This window comes from Clostridium thermosuccinogenes (assembly GCF_002896855.1).
GTDB lineage: Bacteria > Bacillota > Clostridia > Acetivibrionales > DSM-5807 > Pseudoclostridium > Pseudoclostridium thermosuccinogenes.
In genome coordinates, this window is the sequence record NZ_CP021850.1 from 1,507,537 (window position 1) to 1,526,331 (window position 18,795).

Here is an 18,795-nt window from a genome sequence, read left to right on the forward strand (position 1 = left end):
ATTATTTATTTGAGAGGGGATTTAATAATGGGCAGATTTGTGCTTGATCCAAAGGAAATAAAAAAAGAAATTATTGAGATGCTTGAGAGAGAAAAGTACATAGTATTGGCGTCATGCTCAGACGGACGTGTGACGGCAAGGACAATGAGCCATATTAATATAGGAATGGATGTTTACGTACAGACTGACAAGAAGTTTCTAAAAGTTGAGCAAATAACCAAAAACCCGAGAGTTGCCCTTTGTGTAGGAAATCTTCAAATTGAAGGAGTGGCAGAACTGAAAAATCACCCATCTGACCCTGAAAACGCAGAGTTTTGCAACCTCTATAGGCAGAAACATCCTGGTTCCTTTGAAAATTACTCATCAATGAAGGATGAAGTTGTAATATTAGTAAAGCCTACTCTTGCAATTCTATGGAAATATATTGACGGAAAACCCTGCAGGGATTATTTGCTTTTAAACGAAAACATTGCTTACAGAGAATATTATGAGTTGGAGGGTAAATAAAGGGAATGGGTTTACATAAATGCTTATCCTTCCCTTTGTTTTTCCTCTCACGGTTTATTGACTTATAGCCTACAACAAACTATTTAGTGCTATAATTGAGATACATGGCAAATTCAACTCGCCTTTGAATTCTTTCCGTAATATCAAACGATGGTTGTTTTTATCAAGATTGCTTACATTGTTTACAACCAAACCCAGATATATAATATCAGCGTAAGACGTCTTACAGATTAATTTTCGAAGGAGTGATACTGTGTCATTACAAAGTATTGGAATGAACATTTCGAAATTAAGGAAATCTAAAGGCGTTACACAGGAGGAGCTTGCAAACTTCTTAGGGGTATCAGCACAAGCGGTTTCAAAATGGGAATGCGGTGGCACACCTGATACTGAATTGCTGCCCCGGATTGCTGATTACTTTGGTGCATCAATTGATAGCCTTTTTGGAAGAAATGCTAATGAGTTTATTGATATAGAAGCAGAAACAGCCAAACATATAGCATCGTTTGAACAAGAACAGAGAATAGCAGTTGCATTTAACCACTGCTGGACTGTTCAGAAAAGCCTATTTGGTGCTATAGAGCAGGAGGAGCGGGAAACCCTTGATGCGATTAATTCAAAGCTCAACAATGATTATATCCATTCACAGTCGCTGTTTAATAGCGGAATAACACTGATGCCTTTGGCAGAAAATTTGCAGTACTTCATGATAATGCCTCAGCCCAAGGCAGGATGGACTAAAGGACTTTTTGATATATCGGACTATCAAAAGCTGTTTCAAACCTTGGCAGATCCAGCTGTTTTAAATTGCTTGTTCTTCCTATATAAAAGAGAAAACAAGCCTTTCACTTCGAAGCTTTTTGAAAAGGAGTTCAGCATGAGTCCTGAAAAAGCCGATGAGGTTCTCAACTTGCTGGAGCAATATTCCTTCGTCAAGTTCTCATATGTAGAAATAGATGATGCAATTCAAAAAATCTATAATTTTCATCCCAATCCTGCGTTTATAGCCATGTTGGCTATAGCCAAAGAAATAATAAGAAAGCCGAACTCTTTTATTTACTATTCAGGATGCAGGGCTATGCCATATCTGGAGAAATGACTTAATCCATCATCTTAAATCATTAAATACAGAGGACACTATCCGTTGTCACTCAAAAGGATGCGATGGTAGTGTCCTCTACATTCTTGGGATACAAAAGCGCTTTACCTGGCTTATACCGGTAAAGTAAGGTGCTTTTATACTCAATTAAATAAAATAATAATTTGCGCACAGTTACATAAAGACATCTTATGGTATAAAGTGGAAGTGACTATCAATCCCTTTTCGCCTAGTCACCTCTCAGCCTTGCCTCTTCCTCCTGGATGACCTTTTTGTCAATCCGTTCAAACAAGATTTCCACCTGACCAAGCTCCAGGCCGGACGGAACTTCTATATACTGCCATGTTGCCTCTTCAATTTTCAGTAAGTTTCTGACTTTGGCAGATGAAAACGGCAGAAAAGGCTCAAGCAGATGTGAAAGATTGGCGATAATCTGAACACAGGTATTCAGAGTTCCCTTACACTTTTCAACATCGCTCTTTATTGTAATCCAGGGCTGTTCTTCATCAAAGTACTTATTTGCTGCCCGTATGAATGCAAAGACTGCATCCAGTGCCTCCTTGAAGTTTCCCTGTTCTATAAGCTCACCGGTACAAGGGTAGAGCTTTTCTAATGACTGAATGATATTCTGGTTACATCGCCCTTCCGGTATCTTGTTGCTAAAATACTTTTGAATAAACACCAGACTGCGGTTCACAAAGTTGCCATAAGCACCTAAAAGCTCTCCATTATGGCTGTTGATGAACTCCCTCCAGGTAAAGTCGGTATCCCTTTTCTCAGGTCCGTTGCCGATAAGAAAATAACGGATGGAATCAGGATTGTATCGTTCGATGATATCCTTTACCCATATTGCCCAGTTGCCGCTGGTGGATATTTTCCTGCCTTCAAGAGTCAGATATTCGCTGGATATAATATCATCGGGGGGCTTCAGCCTGACATCAGCGCGGCCTAAGAGCAGAGAAGGCAGAATAATTGTATGGAAGGGTATATTATCCTTGCCATGCACATAATACTGCCTTGAGCTGTTCCAGAACTCATAAAAATCAATTCCCTGACGGCAGCACAGTGTATAACAGTCCGAAAGGTATCCCAGGACATTTTCTGCCCAGATATATATTTTCTTATCGTCAAACCCATCCTTCGGGACATCAATGCCCCAGTCAAGATCCCGGGTCAGGCTTCTGTCCCGCAGCCCTTCGTGAATATATCTTTTTGACATCTCATAAGCATTTTTTCTCCAATGGCTGTGACTCTCAATATATCTTTCCAGTTGTTCCTTCATGCGGGTGATAGCCAAGTAAAGATGATTGGTAGGCCGGAATTCAGGTGGTTCCTTGCATATGCTGCATTCCGCCTGAAGAAGATTTTCCGGCTCCAGTACACTTCCACATGCTTCACACTGGTCGCCCCTTGCGGTCTCACCACAATGAGGACACAGACCTTTTACAAAGCGATCGGGTAGAAATTGCCTGCAATGGTTGCAATATGCCTGTGGAGTGCTTTTCTCATAAACATACCCTCCGTCATAAAGCTTCTTGTGAAAGTCTTTAACAAAGCTTTTATGCTCACTGCTGGATGTTTTTCCATATAGGTCATAAGAGAATCCAAGGCGATTAAAACATTCGGCAAACTCGTTGTGGTAGTAATCGCTTATTTCCTCAGGCGTTTTGTTTTCCTGCCTGGCTCTTATTGCTACAGGCGTACCATGACAATCACTGCCTGAAACGAAAAACACTGTATCACCCTTTGCTCTGAAATACCTCGCCAGTACATCTCCCGGCAATAATGCAGCTATGTGGCCGATATGCAAAGAGCCGTTTGCATAAGGCCATGCATTTCCAATTAAAACATTCATAAACACACCTCATTTCTTAATATTTTATATTAGAAAATTAGAGAGAAATCATCATATGCAAGGATTACAAGGAAGCAAACTGCAAGGTACGGAGTTTTATCAAAGGAAAAATCCCTCATGCTTCAAAGACTGTCCTCCTGCTTAAAATAAGCCTTGACCTTGATAATAAACCTTAGCCCTGAAAGCTAGCACCTCAGCAGTGAAGCTTGACCAAGTAATCCGTAGCATATCATGATTTCAATAAAAAAGCTCTCGTCTCCAGGATAAATATCCTGGGGACGAGAGCATGATACTTCGTGTTACCACCCCGGTTCATTGATGCTTCGCAGCACCAACCTCAGCAAGAACTAATGTAAGGGAACACATTCCTCTTCCTGGAAGTGTAGCTTACACGCTATTCTCCGGCACTATAACGGGAGCACCCGTCGCAGCCTAACAAGGTGAGGGGACACACCTCTCTCTAGCAAGAAGCATTCCTCTTATGTTGAGGAATGTCCTCTTTTGAATAGGGACACACTTTTTCAAGCAAGGGGGGGTCCTTATTATGTCGATGAGTGTCCCCTTTTGAAAGAAATGTCCCGCCTTTTCGGTGCGAAAGCTCTGAGACCATCTTCGGTTATCTATTCTTTGCTCCTTTTCAGCTTACCGGAGCTCTCTGTGAAAGACATCAATAACTTACTCTTCTCTTCATCGCATCTACAATTTTTAATTTTAACGCAATCAAGCCATATATCTATTATGATATGGCTCCGAATCCGGTTATATTCACATTTTTCATTTAAATGCAACTTTCTGCAGGTTATATATATCTTATTATGCAATGTGCTGACAGTCAATAGTATATGTTAATAACCTTCAACAGAATTCCTGATTGGATGTTATGATTCAGGAATAAAGTTGTAACAGTTAGGCTGTCATTATGTTTAGTCTAGTGTTCTAACTGAATGTACACTCTATTTCTGTTTGGACTGAAGAGAAGTTACTATTCTGCATATAAAAGTATTACCAAAATTTATGATGTTAATAAGTTTTAGATACATAAATGGGTTTAAATGACATGTGCTATTAAAATGATATTTATACTATACAGCTCCTTTTTTAATCTGAAATTACCATGATGCCCAAAGTTCAATCCAATATATTTTTAGAAGATGATATCCGTCTGTTCTAAGGATGTATCTTGTTTAGGGAACATTTTGTAAACATATGAGCATCAACGAAAACAAGGATATCTATAAGTAACGCAATGATTGATTGTGAAGATATTTATATATTTGAAACGGGAGGAATAAAAGGCATATATTGACATAAAATTTATACCTAAAGTATAATGTAACCAAATTGTTTTTCCGTTAATATTACAGTTTATACACAAAATTACACAATGGGTTAAAAGAGATAAGGTGAAAATTAACGAAGAAGTGCATAAGTTCTTTATTGTCAATAATTTCACAAGAACCCAAGAGATTTATAAGTTTAATGCTTATTGGTATTGTAAATGCTGTTGTTACAATATTTTATACTGTTATATTGCAGAGATTTGTTGACATAATTCTAGTTAATGTAGAATATCAAGAGCTGATTTATATTGTCTCTCTCTTTTTAATTACGGCTATTCTTACTGCCATATCTGCAGTTTTGCAGAGAACTTTACTTGAAGTACTTTGTCAACGAATTCTTCGCGCAAAAAAAATAAAGTTTATACATCATATTCTTAATGCTCGTTATTCAGCAATTCGCAAATGGAATACTGGCCAATTATTAGACAGATACAATAAAAATGATACATATGCAAATATATCATCAGATTTTATTAATGATTTTGTTGTAGAATCAATTTCTTTTGTTGTAATTATAGTTTATCTTTTTCGCTTAAACACTTTATTAGCAGGTATTGTATTCATTGGCACCATTATAACATCATTGGCAAAATACTTCATTAGCCGCAAAGCCATGGGATTTTCCAATGAAAAAAGCAAAATAGAACAGGATATTGCTATGAAAACCAGCGAGTATATAGAGAGTATTGTACAAATAAAGAATATGAACATTAATAGTTATGTTGAGAGAAAGATATATACTCTTCTAAGCAAATTATACGAAAAAAGCAAAAGTTATACTGTTATAGTCAATTTTCTGGACCAGGCATCCTACATTATAATGGAAGTGCTCAGAGCTATTACATATATCGTTGCTGGTTATCAAGTTCTAAAAAGTCAATTAACACCAGGCGTTTTCTTTGCTTTTTATGCATTTACCGGATGGTTGGATTATTCTTTTGGGCAGTTGTGGACATTAGCTGTTAAATATGCAGGTTATTCCGCAAGTATTGAGGTTGTTGAGGAGATTACCTCGTTACCAGATTGTGCTGATAATGCAGATGAGAGTGTTGAAGCCTTTGACAATTTGACAATTTATAACTTATCATTTAAATATCCTATTGACGGTGGTTTTTCGCTAACGAATTTAAATTTGAAAGTATATGCAGGTGTTCCCACAATCATAATGGGTGAATCAGGTTGTGGGAAAAGTACATTACTCAACCTGATAGCCGGACTGCTTGAGCATGAAAGTGGTCATATAAAGCTGGGATCAAATATTATTGATTCTTGGTCACCGGAAAAGCGCGGAAAATATATCGGATATGTAAGACAAAATATAAATCTTTTTACGGGTACTATAAGAGAGAATCTGTCCCTGGATAGATTTTACGATGATGATACACTTTGGAATGTTCTAAAAGTCGTCAACCTATATGAATACATACACTCATTACCAAACGGCCTGGATACGGAAATTGGAAGATCAGGTTTGGAGCTTTCACAAGGCCAAACACACCGTTTGGGAATTGCAAGAACTTTGCTTAGAGATACACCTGTAATTATTTTGGACGAGCCTACGGCAAGTCTTGATGATATGGCTAAAAAAGTAGTCTTTAATGAACTTAATAATTTCTGCAAGGACAAGATTTTGCTTTATGTAATGCATGATTATGAAAAAGATTTATCGGACACAGAAGTTAATGTGATTAGTTGGGATAGGTTAATATCATAAATTTGCAGTAATAACCTTTGCATCTTATGATTTACTTATTATTATAGAACTAATTTTGGTAAAATAGCTAATTAACTAATGCAACTTATTTCTTTTTTTTAGAGGTAAATTATAGATTTAAGTTAATATGGGGAAATAGCCTGAAAAGTAAATAAAATCAAAGGCTAAAAGAAAAGATTGCATCAAAGCTTATGACACTGCTATTATATAGAGGGGAGTAGTAAAATGATTTGTCAGATGCCGGAAGAAGCAATTAAAAGTGCGCTTGACGTCTCTGATTTCAATATTGTTGAAATTCGTGGCGGAATGTCCAAACAGGTGTATAAAATCAAAACACCTGCTGACAACTTTATCCTCTATATATGGCGTCGTCCCTTTGACAACAAATTGACTGAAAATCAAACCAAGGGAATAGAATACTTATTTCCCGACTTCATGCATAACACAAAATTGCTGGCTGATTTAGGTATTCGTGTACCCTATGTTCTTGCAGCCGGGCACCATGAAGAGGGCGATTTTGACTACGCAATTGTTGAGTGCTTTAAAGGCCAAAGCTTGGGCGATTATTAACTTAATATATGGGGATATAATACCTTTACCGAAATCTATCAATGCTGCAAAGCTTGAGTTCTATAAACTATGCTGGAAAATAGAATATGTTTCGGTGGCCGTAGATTATCTTATGCATGTAGACAGCAGCAATGAATGGTTCAAAAACAGCCGTGAAAGCAATTTGCGTGATTTGAAAAAGATGCTGTAGAAAGGAGAAAATACGATAAAAAGCTTATGGAGAATGCTTTCATCGGATACTGAAGGCTGGATGACTGTGGGTCGAATGTTTGAAAGATATGAAAAAGCTTAAAAAACGGTTTGAGTACATACTAAAGAGTAAAAGGAGTAATGACATGATAGACTTAAAATATAAACCAACCATAATAGGCAATAAAGTGATACTTCGTCCCTTTGAGACTGGAGATATTGATTACATGGAAGAATGCTTAAAAGATCCGGAAGTGCTTAAATTCACAGGGAGTATAGATGATTTTGACAGGGATTTCATCACCAGATGGTATAGTACAAGAAATGATCAAACTGATCGCCTGGATCTTGCCATAGTTGATAAATGCAATAATATCGCTGTTGGAGAGGTAGTTGTAAATGAGTATGACGAAACCAGGCACAGCATGAATTTCAGAATCCTAATTGGCCCCAGGGGAAGAGATCGTGGATTGGGAACAGAGGCTACAACTCTTTTCGTGGATTATATATTCACAAACACAGATTTGAAGCAGTTGACATTAGGTGTTTATTCATTTAATCCAAGAGCGCAAAGAGTATATGAGAAGGTGGGTTTCATTCTGGAGAGCATTGATAAGGATGAACTGGAGTATGAGGGTGTTATGATTGACTCACTTAACATGGTATTAACGCGTGAAAATTGGGAAAGGATGCACAAATAGCATATAATAATAAAGCATTTGATTTTAGAAAATGAAATTATTAAACTTATCAGTCGTAGCAACAAGTAATTTTCAGGTGGAATGGACTGCTATTTGCCAGTGCAAGTAACTTAAAAGCAGACTCAACCATACCGTAGGAAGGGGTTTCATGATCTAACATTATATAAAATGAAACCCCTGATAAACAACATATTTTTAAGTAGAAGGCAATTTTGGAACCATATTGTTACACTTAAAAATGGTTTCTGGTCTGCCTTAACTTCCCTGATGATGCTTAAATCAACCTGTTTAATGAACGGAACTCAGGTAAAAATCAAGGGCTTTTATGAGCCCCTGAAATTCACATTACCCTTCTTTTCATTATACAGCCGAGAATTAACCCGTTAAGAAAAGCCGCTGCCAGTATTCCGGCTGCCGCTCCCATGCTGAGCACAATGCTTCTTTCTTCCTTTTTCGCAAGCTGAGCAGCCTGGGTGTTATCCGGCTGAACGCCTTGTGCTGTGCATCCGGCGGTTTTGTTATATGAACGCGGGTATTTCCTGTTTCTTGGTGCAATCATGCCTCTTCCTCCTATCAGATAACCAAATATGGATATAAATATTTCTGGTTCATATTATTTACATGTTATCCTTTTATTATTTAACCTATATGAATTTAGCCTGTATACTACGTTCGGAAAGGTGCTAAAATCTTTCTTCCATATATTGAATATTATAGCTGAATTTTATTATACTATAAGTATTAAAATATGGAAGGAAGGTACAGATGCTGGATAAACGTTCAAATGAGAAATTAAATAAAGTCGGTTCCTTTGACGGAATAGATATTTACACCATCAAAAGCGATAAGTTCAAAACCAACACCATCAATATATTTTTCCATGACAATCTGTCCAGGGAAAACGCGGCAAAAAACGCTCTGCTGCCTGCAGTACTTAGAAGAGGATGCAGCAGGTTTCCCACGTTTCAAGACATCGCCCTCTATTTGGAAGAGCTTTATGGCGCAGCCTTTGACTGTGGGGTGACAAAGAAGGGTGAGATGCAGATAATCCAGTTTTACATAGACTATGTTTCCGACAGGTATACGGGGGAAAACACAAGGCTTTTTGAAAAGGCTTTTGATCTTTTGTATGAGATCATCACATCTCCGGTTCTGGAAGAGGGCAGCTTCAAAAAGGAGTATGTTGAGCAGGAAAAGGAAAATTTAAGGAAGCTCATAGAGAGCAGAGTTAACGACAAGATGCAGTATGCCATTGAAAAATGCCTGGAGGAGATGTGTCGGGAGGAACCCTTTGGAATTTATGATTATGGCTCGGTAGAGGATCTGAAACCCATTGATGATAAAATTTTATATGATCATTATACCAATTTCCTCCGGACGCTTCCCATCAGCGTATATATTACCGGAAACGTAGATGAGTCCGAGGTTGACTATGCTGTTAAAAAGTTGTCGGGAATAAAGCGTGCTTCCATCAAGAAAATTGAGACCTGCAATGTTGAAAAGGAAGTGGTTGAAGTCCGCAATATTACTGAGAATATGCCGGTCAACCAATCAAAGCTTTCATTGGGATTCAGGACAAATACATCGCCTTGCGATGTGGATTACTATTCGCTGGTGGTATATAACGGCATACTGGGAGGCGGTGTCCATTCCAAGCTGTTCCAAAATGTCAGGGAGAAGGAAAGCCTGGCTTATTACGCTTTTTCACGGCTGGAGAAGTTCAAGGGTCTTATGGTCATAAGCAGCGGAATCCTGAGTGAAAACAAGGATAAGACCATAAGAATCATTAAAGAACAGCTGGAGGACATAAGCAAGGGAAATATTTCCGATTATGAATTCGACTCTACAATAAAAACTATTGAGACCGGTATGAGATCCCTTATGGACAGCCAGCTCCAGATAGTTGACTTTTATCTCAGCCAGTCCATTGTGAACACCCATGACGACTTTGAAAGCTTTATAGAGAAGGTTAAAAAAGTCACCAAAGACGATGTGGTCAGGGTTGCAGGAAAAATAAAGCTGGATACTATTTATTTCCTGACAGGAATGGAAGCTTAGACTAAAAAAGTGTTCTGCCAAAATGATGACGGAAGGAAGGTGTCCTTAAATAATGGATATTAAGACAATCAGATTTGAAAAGATAAATGAAATAATGCATATGCATGAACATTCCAGCGGCCTTAAGGCCTTCGTAATACCGAAAAAAGGCTATTCAAAAAAATATGCCACTTTTGCCACCCATTACGGTTCCATAAACAATGAGTTTGTCGTACCCGGCGAAAAAGAAGCTATACGGGTTCCGGATGGGATAGCCCATTTCCTTGAGCACAAGCTGTTTGAACAGAAGGACGGCAGCGTAATGGACAAATTCTCTGCCCTGGGTTCAAGCCCCAATGCTTATACTTCTTTTAACCAAACCGTATATCTGTTTTCCTGCACGGAAAAATTCGATGAAAACTTCCAGCTGCTTTTGAATTACGTGCAAAATCCATATATTACCGATGAAAGCGTTGAGAAGGAAAAAGGCATAATCGGGCAGGAGATACAGATGTATCAGGATGACCCGGAATGGAGGGTGTTCTTTAATCTTCTTCAGGCTTTTTACAGGGAAAATCCTGTAAGAATCGATATCGCTGGAACCATAGAGTCCATAAGCCAGATAAATAAAGAGGTGTTATACAAATGCTATAATACTTTCTACCACCCTTCCAACATGGTGATACTGGTAGTCGGGGACGTGGACCACGAAAAGGTCTTTGAACAGGTGGAGGAAAGCATAAAGATCAAGCAGGAAAAGCCGGAAATCAAAAGAATATTCCCGGAAGAACCCGATACGGTATTCAAAAACTATGTGGAAGCAAAGCTGGCAGTGGCAACACCAATTTTCCAGGCGGGTTTTAGGGATAATATATCTGAAGTGAAGGGTATTGAGGCTCTAAGGCGTGAGGTGGCGGTAAAGATACTGCTCAACATGATAATGGGGCGCAGCTCGGCTCTTTATAACGAGTTATACAACGAAGGATTGATAAACAGCACCTTTGACTATGATTATACAATAGAGGAAAGCTATGCCTATTCCATGTTTGGAGGGGAATCGCCGGACCCTGAAAAAGTAAGGGACAGAATTGTGCAGGCCATAAAAGATATCCAAAGAAACGGTCTGGACAGAAACAGCTATGACAGGATTAGAAAGGCTATGACAGGAAGGTTCCTTAAGCAGCTTAACTCTGTGGAAAGGATTTCCCATACTTTCATGTCGGTATATTTTAAAGGAGTTACCATATTTGACTATTTCGATGTTTATGATAAAATTACGTTTGAATATGTAAATAGCACATTTGCCGAACATTTTAACCTTGATAACCTGGCGTTATCGGTTATAAAACCGGCTTAGGGGGACTGTAGGAATGATAGAATTTCCAAAGCTTGGCCTGAGGTTCGAAATTGATAGAGTTGCTTTCGTAATATTTGAACAGGAAATTTACTGGTATGGGATTTTAATTGCGGCAGCGTTTATGACAGCTATTCTGCTCGCGTTGAGGGAGTGCAGCAAATTTGGGATTGAGCAGGATACTATAATAGACCTGGTGTTGTTCATAGTGCCTTCGGCAATAGTCGGAGCGAGACTGTATTATGTCATATTTGCATGGGACGAGTTTAAAGATAACATCTGGTCTGTTTTCAACACCCGCCGGGGAGGCCTGGCGCTGTACGGAGGAGTTATAGCTTCGCTTCTGGTGGCATATCTCTTTGCCCGGTGGAAGAAGATAAAAGTATGGAAGCTGATGGATTTCGGCGTGGTCTATATACCAATTGGACAGGCAATAGGGCGCTGGGGAAACTTTGTCAACCAGGAGGCATTCGGTACCAATACCACGCTCCCCTGGGGCATGACCGGAGATGAAATCAGAGAACAGCTTTCGTATATGAAGCTGGACGGAATGAATGTAAACCCGGATTTGCCGGTACATCCTACATTTTTGTATGAGTCCTTGTGGAATATAGGAGTGTTTATATTCCTGCACTGGTACAGAAATAGGAAAAAAGCGGACGGTGAGGTTATATTCCTCTATTTGATACTATACGGCCTTGGGAGGTTCTGGATAGAAGGCTTGCGTACCGATAGCCTTATGTTGGGAAATATCAGGATATCTCAACTTCTATCCCTGATATTCGTAGTTGTATTCAGCTTCCTGCTTTACTTTAGAAGAAAAAAAGCTTCTGACATCAATGATGACGGTGCAGTTGCGTATTCCAGCGAATACGGGAATATTCTTAAGAAAATGAAGGAAGAAGAAGAGATGGAAGCTGCTAGAGCTGAAGGAGCAGCACAATCATCCGACGGGGAGGGACCGGCCATGATGACGGAATCCGCCGCGGAGGGAGAGTCTTCGGATACTGTGCAGGAAGATGGTGGCATGGAGGATAATTCCGAGATTAATGATATCGAAGACCAAATGACCAGCATAAATAATTCCGGCAGTGGAGATGATAAGAAAACAGAGGTATAGAAACTTTTTACAAAAGATAATAATGGTGGTGGTACAGAATATGATCAAATCTGAGATTGAGGCACTGAAACGTGAGTTGAACTGCAGAATCAACGAGGGGGCAGATTTCAACGACGTGTATGAGCTCAGTGTGAAGCTGGACAAATTGATCCTGCAATACTATAAGGAGCGTGGCATCAACAGGCAGCTAATCTGAGTTTGCCCACCAACCCTGACCTTTGCCAAAAGCCAACATCAAGTTGACATAGGCAGAAGGTACACATATAATTAAGTTAAATGTATTAATCAACAGGCTCTTTTATTAAAGAGCCTGTTTGATATTTGGATGAGTTGAAGCATAGGAGAGATTTATGTATTTTGTTGAAAAGACCAAGGGAATGAATATTTTCAAGCAGTATGATTACCTGCTGTTTATAACTGTTTTGCTGCTATCCGCCATGGGACTGGTTATACTGCGAAGTGCCACCCTTACGATGAACGGTGGGGACAAAATGGTGATTAAGCAAGCTTTGTTCATAGTTGTCGGAGTGGTAGCAGCGGTAATAATCAGCATTATTGATTATAAGGATTTGAAGGTATTGGGAATACCCCTTTATATATTAAGTGTGGCACTGCTCGTTTATACGTATTTTAGAGGTGTAGGAAAGGAAACCTGGGGAAGCAACAGCTGGATAGATATAGGTGGTTTTTTCAGTTTCCAGCCTTCGGAGATAGCCAAAATAAGCGTAATTATTATGGCATCCATATTTCTGGAGAGGATCAAGGAAGGACAGGATGTCGGGAAGAACATAGCCAAGCTTATTTTCTATTTCTCAGTTCCGGTGGGCTTGGTAGTCATTCAGCCTGACTACGGAACAACAATAGTCTTCATGTTTATTATTTTTGTGATGATATTTGTGTGTGGGTTTCCATACAAATATATATTGGGTGCAATTGTCGCACTAATTCCCACAAGCCTGTTTACATGGTTTTTCCTGCTCAATGACAACCGGCGGGAAAGAATCCTTGTGTTTCTGGACCCCAGCAGAGATCCCCAGGGAGCAGGATGGCAGGTAAGATACGCCATCAGAGCTGTAGGATCGGGGCAGATCTTTGGCAAAGGCTTGTTCAAAGGCGTACTTAACCGCAGGAACATGGTTCCGGTTAAGGAATCCGACTCAATTTTTGCTGTTGTGGGGGAAGAGCTTGGTTTTGTAGGCTCAATGATCTTGCTGATACTTATATTTATTATCCTCATGCGGTGTATATATATTGCAAAGAATTCCCGGGATTTGTTTGGTTCGTTTTTAACCATAGGTATAATGGGAATGCTGGGATTCCACTTTATTCAGAATATCGGCATGAATATAGGACTTCTGCCTTTGACAGGCATACCTCTTCCTTTTGTTAGTCAGGGGGGAAGCGCCATGCTGACCAACTTTGCCGCAGTAGGCATTCTATTAAGCGTATCGATGCGAAGGAAAAAAGCTATATTCAACAGCTCACAATAAAGAATAGGGAATGAAGAGGCGTTTATGATGCCTCTTTTTTTATCTCCAAAATACATATCCCCTATAGGTCTTATTACCTATCTTAGAAAATTTATGCCCAAAAATAGTAAATTAATCTTGATTATTTCTAGGATATACAATAAAATAACAATTAGAAGTGGGACAAAGTGGAGGAAAGTGGTGGTAAAAATATAAGATGTGGGGTGAAATAGTTGTTCTATGGTGAATACCAGCATGCGGTTGACCCTAAAGGACGGGTGATCATACCTTCAAAATTTAGGGAAGGCCTTGGTGAGAAGTTCATAGTGACCAAGGGCTTGGATAACTGTCTGTTTGCGTATTCCACCGAAGAATGGAGCAACTTGGAAGCCAAACTAAAAGCACTACCCTTCACGGATAAGGATGTAAGAGCCTTCGTCAGATTTTTCTTTGCCGGAGCCTGCGAGTGTGAGCTGGACAAGCAGGGAAGAATTCTGATACCACAAAATTTGCGGGAATATGCCGGTTTGGAAAAGGATGTTTATATCATAGGCGTTTCGACAAGAGTGGAGATTTGGGATAAGAATAAATGGGAAAGCTATAGTGGGGATGATAATATGAGCGCCGACAAAATAGCGGAGAAGATGGCTATGCTGGGAATATGATTTTCCCGGCCGGTGTTATGAATCCTGTGAAGGCGAAAATTCTAGCTTTCACCATGAAATTCGAATTTTAGTCTTGTATGAGGTGCCCGATGGAATTTAATCACAAACCGGTTTTACTGGAAGAATGTATTGAAAATCTGAATATCAAACAGGATGGAATTTATATAGATGGTACTCTGGGTGGCGCAGGCCATTCCAGTGAAATTTATAAAAGGTTAGGCAAGGATGGCGTATTGATAGGCATAGATCAGGACTCATACGCCATAGAAGCTTCAAGGGAAAGACTGAGCAGCATTGGCGGACAAGCAAGGATAATCCTTGAAAATACCAACTTTAAGAACATTAAGGAAGTCTGCCGGAAACACAATATCGAATATGTTGATGGTATACTCTTTGATTTGGGTGTTTCATCCTACCAGTTGGACGAAGGAGAAAGAGGATTCAGCTACCAGAAGGATGCTCCTTTGGATATGAGGATGGACCGTCGCCAGGCTCTGGATGCCGGAACTGTTGTAAACGAATATGATGAGGACGCCATAAAGAGAATAATCCGGGATTACGGAGAAGAACGCTGGGCTGCAAGGATAGCTTCGTTTATAGTAAAGGCCAGGAAGGAAAAGAGGATAGAAACCACCGGGGAACTGGTGGACATAATTAAAGCAGCCATTCCGAGCTCTGCTCGAAGGGAAGGCCCACATCCGGCAAAGAGAACTTTCCAGGCGATAAGAATTGAGGTAAACAACGAGCTGGGAATTTTAAGGCAGGCAATCGACGACGCCATATCATTGCTGAGGCCGGAAGGAAGGCTATGTATAATAACCTTTCATTCCCTGGAAGACAGGATTGTAAAGGAAGAGTTTCAAAGAAAAGTGAAGCCATGCACCTGCCCTCCGAGTTTTCCGGTATGTGTGTGTGGCAAAGTTCCTGAGGCGGAGTTGGTTTTCAGAAAGCCGATATTGCCGTCCATCAGGGAATTGGAAGATAATCCAAGGGCAAGAAGTGCAAAGCTTAGGGTCATAAAAAAGATCAATAATCCAAAACAGTAGTTTTGGTTATTTATACAAAAGAATTTGATATACAGAAGACAAATGCGCATATACGGCTGCGCAAGGGAAAGCAAAAGAAAAAGACAAAGTAGGATTTACCAAAGAAAAGCAGAGAAACAATAAACTCAGGAAGAAAAACTGCAGTGTGTTTACCGAGGACTTGCTCTTGCCGGTCCTCGGGTTTATTGTCTTTGTTTCAATGCTTCAATTCGGGGATGGAATATTAAAGCATTGGGGTGAATATAATTGACTAGAACAAGCGATAAGTATGTACATGGAACATTGGCGGAAAAAATCGAATACGACGTATATGAAGAGAACAAGGTACTAAAAGCCAAGAAAATACATAAGCAGAACAGAAAAATCAAGTTTAGGATGATACTGAATACAGCTTTTATATTTTCCTTATGCTTTATCATTATATACAGGTATGCTCTGGTGACGGAGCTGAATTATGAAATCGACAAGCTGGGAAGGCAGTATGAAGAGCTATTGGAAGAAAAGACCACTCTCGAATTTGAGCTGGAGAAGGGTATGAACCTGGCCAAGATTGAAGAAATAGCCAGGAATAAGCTGGGTATGGTAAGACCTGACAAAAACCAGATCGTCAATGTCAGCGTGCCCAAAGACGACTACACTGTTGCAGCTGCTGAAGAAAAGACTAAATCTGAAGCGCAGGGATTATTCGACGCCCTTGTTTATAAAATCAATAGTTTTGCAAGTTTGCTGTATTAGAATAAACCAACTTAATACTCTTATATTGGAATTCCTCAGTACCAGTAGACTGTGGATGGTATAAAATTTGATTTTATACAGTCTACAGTCTATTTGCTATATTGGCAAGAAAATCTGCATTAGGGGGATGTATTTTGGCGGGAACGAGTTTGTCCGTAAAAAAACGCTTACTGGTCATGTTGATAGCTTTTACCGTCTTTCTCATAGCTTTGACATGCAGAGTAGGATGGTTGCAGATTGTAAAAGGCAGCGAGTACCAGAAGCTGGCATTTGAACAGCAAAACACCAACAGACAAATCCCACCTAAGAGAGGCACCATATATGACAGAAACGGAAAAAAACTGGCGATAAGCGCATCGGTTGAACAGGTTGTGATAAATCCCCGACAGGTCAGGGAATCCAGCAAGGATATAGAGAAGACGGCTGAAGAATTGGCTGAGATACTGGACCTGAAGGTTGAAAATGTACTTAAAAAAATACGGAAAAATACCGGTTATGAAATCATAAAAAGAAGGATAGACAAGGAAATTGGAGACCAGGTGAGAAAGTGGGCAAAAGATAATAAACTGTCAGGCGTTTTTGTTGATGAGGATACCAAGAGGTACTATCCCAACAACAATCTCGCAGCCCATGTAATCGGATTTACGGGTGCCGATAATCAGGGACTTAACGGCATTGAAGCCATCTTTGACGATTATTTGAAAGGCGTCCCCGGGAAGATATTGACAGGCTCGGACGCAGTAGGAAACAAACTGCCCTTTGGTGAGGAAAAGCGTATTGATGTGCAGAACGGCCTGGACATAGTGCTCACAATAGATGAATCCATACAGTATTTTGCTCAGAAAGCCCTTGAAAAAGCCATAGCCGATAATACGGTCTTAAACGGTGCTGCAGCCATTGTAACGGACCCACGGACAGGGGAGATTCTGGCAATGGTTTCCAAACCTGATTTCGATCTGAATGCACCCTTTGCTGCTCCGGAAGGGATAACCGACGAGGAATGGGCCAGGATGACCGAGGATGAAAGAATGGAAACTCTCTATAAAAAAATATGGAGAAACAAGGCTGTAGTAGATACCTATGAACCGGGTTCCACCTTTAAGGCAATAACCGCTGCGGCAGCAATTGAAGAGGGGATAATGACACCCGATACACCTGTTAACGACTTTCCTGTCATTGTGCAGGGACATAAGATAAACTGCTGGAGAAGTTATAGACTGCATGGTGAAGAGACTTTCAAGGAAGGGGTATATAATTCGTGCAACCCTGTATTTGTCAGGGCTGCACAGGCGATGGGCATAGAAACGTTCTACAAATATGTGAAAGCTTTTGGTTTCATGAACAGAACTGGGGTGGAAATCGTCGGAGAAGCGAAGAGCATATTCCACGAAAAGCCTGTGGAGGTCGATATGGCGGTTGCGTCCTTCGGACAGAGATTTCAGATAACTCCCCTGCAGCTGATAAACGCATATGGAGCCCTGGCTAACGGCGGCAAGCTTATGAAACCCCTCATAGTGAAAGAAATAAAGGACAGCGAGGGAAATATTGTTAAAAAGTATGAACCTGAGGTCGTAAGGAATGTCATTTCCGAGGAGACTTCGAGGCAAATAAGGGAAATTCTTGAGGGAGTAGTGTCCATAGGTACCGGAAAGAATGCATATATCAGCGGTTACAGGGTAGCAGGCAAAACCGGTACTTCGGAAACGACGGAAACCAAGAAAAACAACAGGTATATAGCTTCCTTTTCATCCTTTGCACCGGCTGATAATCCGGTGGTTTGCGTGCTGGTAATACTGGATTTTCCTACAGGGCCTTTTGGACATCAGGGAGGTGTCATAGCCGCTCCTGTAGCCCGGGAAATCCTCGAAGATACCCTCGAATATCTGGGGGTGGAAAGAAGATATACGGAAAAAGACGAAGCGTCCATGGAACAAGAAGTATATGTTCCGGATGTAAGGGAAAAGACTATAGCGGAAGCAAGAAAAATTCTTGCGCAATATGATCTCAGATTTAAAGTGGACGGAGAAGGGAATAATAACGACATGAAGGTTTTAGACCAGACCCCTAAACCGGATGTCAGCGTTCCCAAAAAGTCCGTAGTTGTCTTGTACACGGTAGAACAACAGAATCAGACGGTGAAAATGCCTGATGTGCTTAACATGACGGTGGAAGAAGCCACCAATGAGCTTAACAAACGGGGACTTAACATAAAAGTTATAGGCAGCGGTATAGCTGTGAGACAGGAATTCAATCCCGGAACGCAGGTTGATAAAGGAAAACCTGTAGAGGTGGAATTCAGGCATCTGGATACGGAGTAAGCGGATGAAAACTCGGTAAGGGTACAGCTCGAAATCCATTGTAAGGCAAGCGGTAGCTAGTGCTTTGATGCTTTAC

The 18,795-nt window shown here is 40.2% G+C and carries 16 protein-coding genes; 14 read left to right on the forward strand and 2 right to left on the reverse strand.

Annotated elements, in window-relative coordinates; genetic code table 11:
* Positions 1–27 precede the first annotated feature (27 nt).
* Together CDO33_RS06495 and CDO33_RS06500 are read left to right on the forward strand one after the other, a co-directional pair.
* The gene (locus tag CDO33_RS06495; protein WP_103080525.1) at positions 28–507 is read left to right on the forward strand and encodes a pyridoxamine 5'-phosphate oxidase family protein; all 480 of its coding nucleotides are present in this window, start codon (positions 28–30) and stop codon (positions 505–507) included.
* A gap of 253 nt (positions 508–760) precedes the next feature.
* Complete coding sequence (locus tag CDO33_RS06500) at positions 761–1,606, forward strand: helix-turn-helix domain-containing protein (protein ID WP_242973855.1); 846 nt, start codon at positions 761–763, stop codon at positions 1,604–1,606.
* 229 nt (positions 1,607–1,835) lie between these two features.
* On the opposite strand, the gene metG is transcribed toward CDO33_RS06500, so the two are convergent.
* Positions 1,836–3,461 carry a methionine--tRNA ligase gene (metG, locus tag CDO33_RS06505; protein ID WP_103080527.1) on the reverse strand — a complete coding sequence of 542 codons (1,626 nt, stop codon included), beginning with the start codon at positions 3,459–3,461 and terminating at the stop codon, positions 1,836–1,838.
* Between the two features lie 1,479 nt (positions 3,462–4,940).
* On the opposite strand from metG, the gene CDO33_RS06510 reads away from it, so the two are divergent.
* From CDO33_RS06510 to CDO33_RS06525, 3 genes are all read left to right on the forward strand, one after another.
* Positions 4,941–6,515 (forward strand): ATP-binding cassette domain-containing protein, encoded by a 1,575-nt coding sequence (locus CDO33_RS06510; protein WP_103080528.1) that lies wholly within the window; start codon positions 4,941–4,943, stop codon positions 6,513–6,515.
* A 225-nt stretch (positions 6,516–6,740) separates the two neighbouring features.
* Positions 6,741–7,085, forward strand: a complete 345-nt coding sequence (locus tag CDO33_RS06515; RefSeq protein WP_103080529.1) for a hypothetical protein — start codon at positions 6,741–6,743, stop codon at positions 7,083–7,085.
* Between the two features lie 278 nt (positions 7,086–7,363).
* Positions 7,364–7,975 (forward strand): GNAT family N-acetyltransferase, encoded by a 612-nt coding sequence (locus CDO33_RS06525; protein WP_242974862.1) that lies wholly within the window; start codon positions 7,364–7,366, stop codon positions 7,973–7,975.
* Positions 7,976–8,315: 340 nt separating this feature from the next.
* On the opposite strand, the gene CDO33_RS06530 is transcribed toward CDO33_RS06525, so the two are convergent.
* On the reverse strand, positions 8,316–8,534 hold the full coding sequence (locus CDO33_RS06530) for a hypothetical protein (RefSeq protein ID WP_103080532.1): 219 nt from the start codon (positions 8,532–8,534) through the stop codon (positions 8,316–8,318).
* 206 nt (positions 8,535–8,740) lie between these two features.
* On the opposite strand from CDO33_RS06530, the gene yfmF reads away from it, so the two are divergent.
* The 9 genes from yfmF to CDO33_RS06575 all read left to right on the forward strand — a co-directional run bounded on the left by yfmF (position 8,741) and on the right by CDO33_RS06575 (position 18,719).
* A complete protein-coding gene (gene yfmF, locus CDO33_RS06535; RefSeq protein ID WP_103080533.1) occupies positions 8,741–10,033 on the forward strand; it encodes an EF-P 5-aminopentanol modification-associated protein YfmF in 1,293 nt (430 codons plus the stop codon).
* A gap of 52 nt (positions 10,034–10,085) precedes the next feature.
* Positions 10,086–11,369 carry an EF-P 5-aminopentanol modification-associated protein YfmH gene (gene yfmH, locus CDO33_RS06540; protein WP_170045774.1) on the forward strand — a complete coding sequence of 428 codons (1,284 nt, stop codon included), beginning with the start codon at positions 10,086–10,088 and terminating at the stop codon, positions 11,367–11,369.
* 13 nt (positions 11,370–11,382) lie between these two features.
* Complete coding sequence (gene lgt, locus CDO33_RS06545) at positions 11,383–12,486, forward strand: prolipoprotein diacylglyceryl transferase (RefSeq protein ID WP_103080534.1); 1,104 nt, start codon at positions 11,383–11,385, stop codon at positions 12,484–12,486.
* Positions 12,464–12,682 carry an aspartyl-phosphate phosphatase Spo0E family protein gene (locus CDO33_RS06550; protein ID WP_242974848.1) on the forward strand — a complete coding sequence of 73 codons (219 nt, stop codon included), beginning with the start codon at positions 12,464–12,466 and terminating at the stop codon, positions 12,680–12,682. Before lgt ends, CDO33_RS06550 begins: the two co-directional genes overlap by 23 nt.
* A gap of 154 nt (positions 12,683–12,836) precedes the next feature.
* A complete protein-coding gene (gene rodA / locus CDO33_RS06555; protein ID WP_103080535.1) occupies positions 12,837–13,976 on the forward strand; it encodes a rod shape-determining protein RodA in 1,140 nt (379 codons plus the stop codon).
* Between the two features lie 212 nt (positions 13,977–14,188).
* A complete protein-coding gene (mraZ, locus tag CDO33_RS06560) occupies positions 14,189–14,620 on the forward strand; it encodes a division/cell wall cluster transcriptional repressor MraZ (RefSeq protein WP_103080536.1) in 432 nt (143 codons plus the stop codon).
* Positions 14,621–14,709: 89 nt separating this feature from the next.
* On the forward strand, positions 14,710–15,666 hold the full coding sequence (gene rsmH / locus CDO33_RS06565; protein ID WP_103080537.1) for a 16S rRNA (cytosine(1402)-N(4))-methyltransferase RsmH: 957 nt from the start codon (positions 14,710–14,712) through the stop codon (positions 15,664–15,666).
* A 246-nt stretch (positions 15,667–15,912) separates the two neighbouring features.
* Positions 15,913–16,401, forward strand: a complete 489-nt coding sequence (locus CDO33_RS06570) for a septum formation initiator family protein (RefSeq protein WP_103080538.1) — start codon at positions 15,913–15,915, stop codon at positions 16,399–16,401.
* 134 nt (positions 16,402–16,535) lie between these two features.
* Complete coding sequence (locus CDO33_RS06575; protein ID WP_103080539.1) at positions 16,536–18,719, forward strand: PASTA domain-containing penicillin-binding protein; 2,184 nt, start codon at positions 16,536–16,538, stop codon at positions 18,717–18,719.
* Positions 18,720–18,795: the final 76 nt, after the last annotated feature.

What these genes read in the sequence shown, in the direction of transcription:
- CDO33_RS06530 (WP_103080532.1), bottom strand. Translation starts at nt 8,534, where the DNA reads ATGATTGCACCAAGAAACAGGAAATACCCGCGTTCATATAACAAAACC.
- yfmH (WP_170045774.1), top strand. Translation starts at nt 10,086, where the DNA reads ATGGATATTAAGACAATCAGATTTGAAAAGATAAATGAAATAATGCAT.
- CDO33_RS06515 (WP_103080529.1), top strand. Translation starts at nt 6,741, where the DNA reads ATGATTTGTCAGATGCCGGAAGAAGCAATTAAAAGTGCGCTTGACGTC.
- CDO33_RS06550 (WP_242974848.1), top strand. Translation starts at nt 12,464, where the DNA reads ATGATAAGAAAACAGAGGTATAGAAACTTTTTACAAAAGATAATAATG.
- CDO33_RS06495 (WP_103080525.1), top strand. Translation starts at nt 28, where the DNA reads ATGGGCAGATTTGTGCTTGATCCAAAGGAAATAAAAAAAGAAATTATT.
- rodA (WP_103080535.1), top strand. Translation starts at nt 12,837, where the DNA reads ATGTATTTTGTTGAAAAGACCAAGGGAATGAATATTTTCAAGCAGTAT.
- CDO33_RS06510 (WP_103080528.1), top strand. Translation starts at nt 4,941, where the DNA reads ATGCTTATTGGTATTGTAAATGCTGTTGTTACAATATTTTATACTGTT.
- yfmF (WP_103080533.1), top strand. Translation starts at nt 8,741, where the DNA reads ATGCTGGATAAACGTTCAAATGAGAAATTAAATAAAGTCGGTTCCTTT.
- lgt (WP_103080534.1), top strand. Translation starts at nt 11,383, where the DNA reads ATGATAGAATTTCCAAAGCTTGGCCTGAGGTTCGAAATTGATAGAGTT.
- CDO33_RS06525 (WP_242974862.1), top strand. Translation starts at nt 7,364, where the DNA reads ATGAAAAAGCTTAAAAAACGGTTTGAGTACATACTAAAGAGTAAAAGG.
- rsmH (WP_103080537.1), top strand. Translation starts at nt 14,710, where the DNA reads ATGGAATTTAATCACAAACCGGTTTTACTGGAAGAATGTATTGAAAAT.
- metG (WP_103080527.1), bottom strand. Translation starts at nt 3,461, where the DNA reads ATGAATGTTTTAATTGGAAATGCATGGCCTTATGCAAACGGCTCTTTG.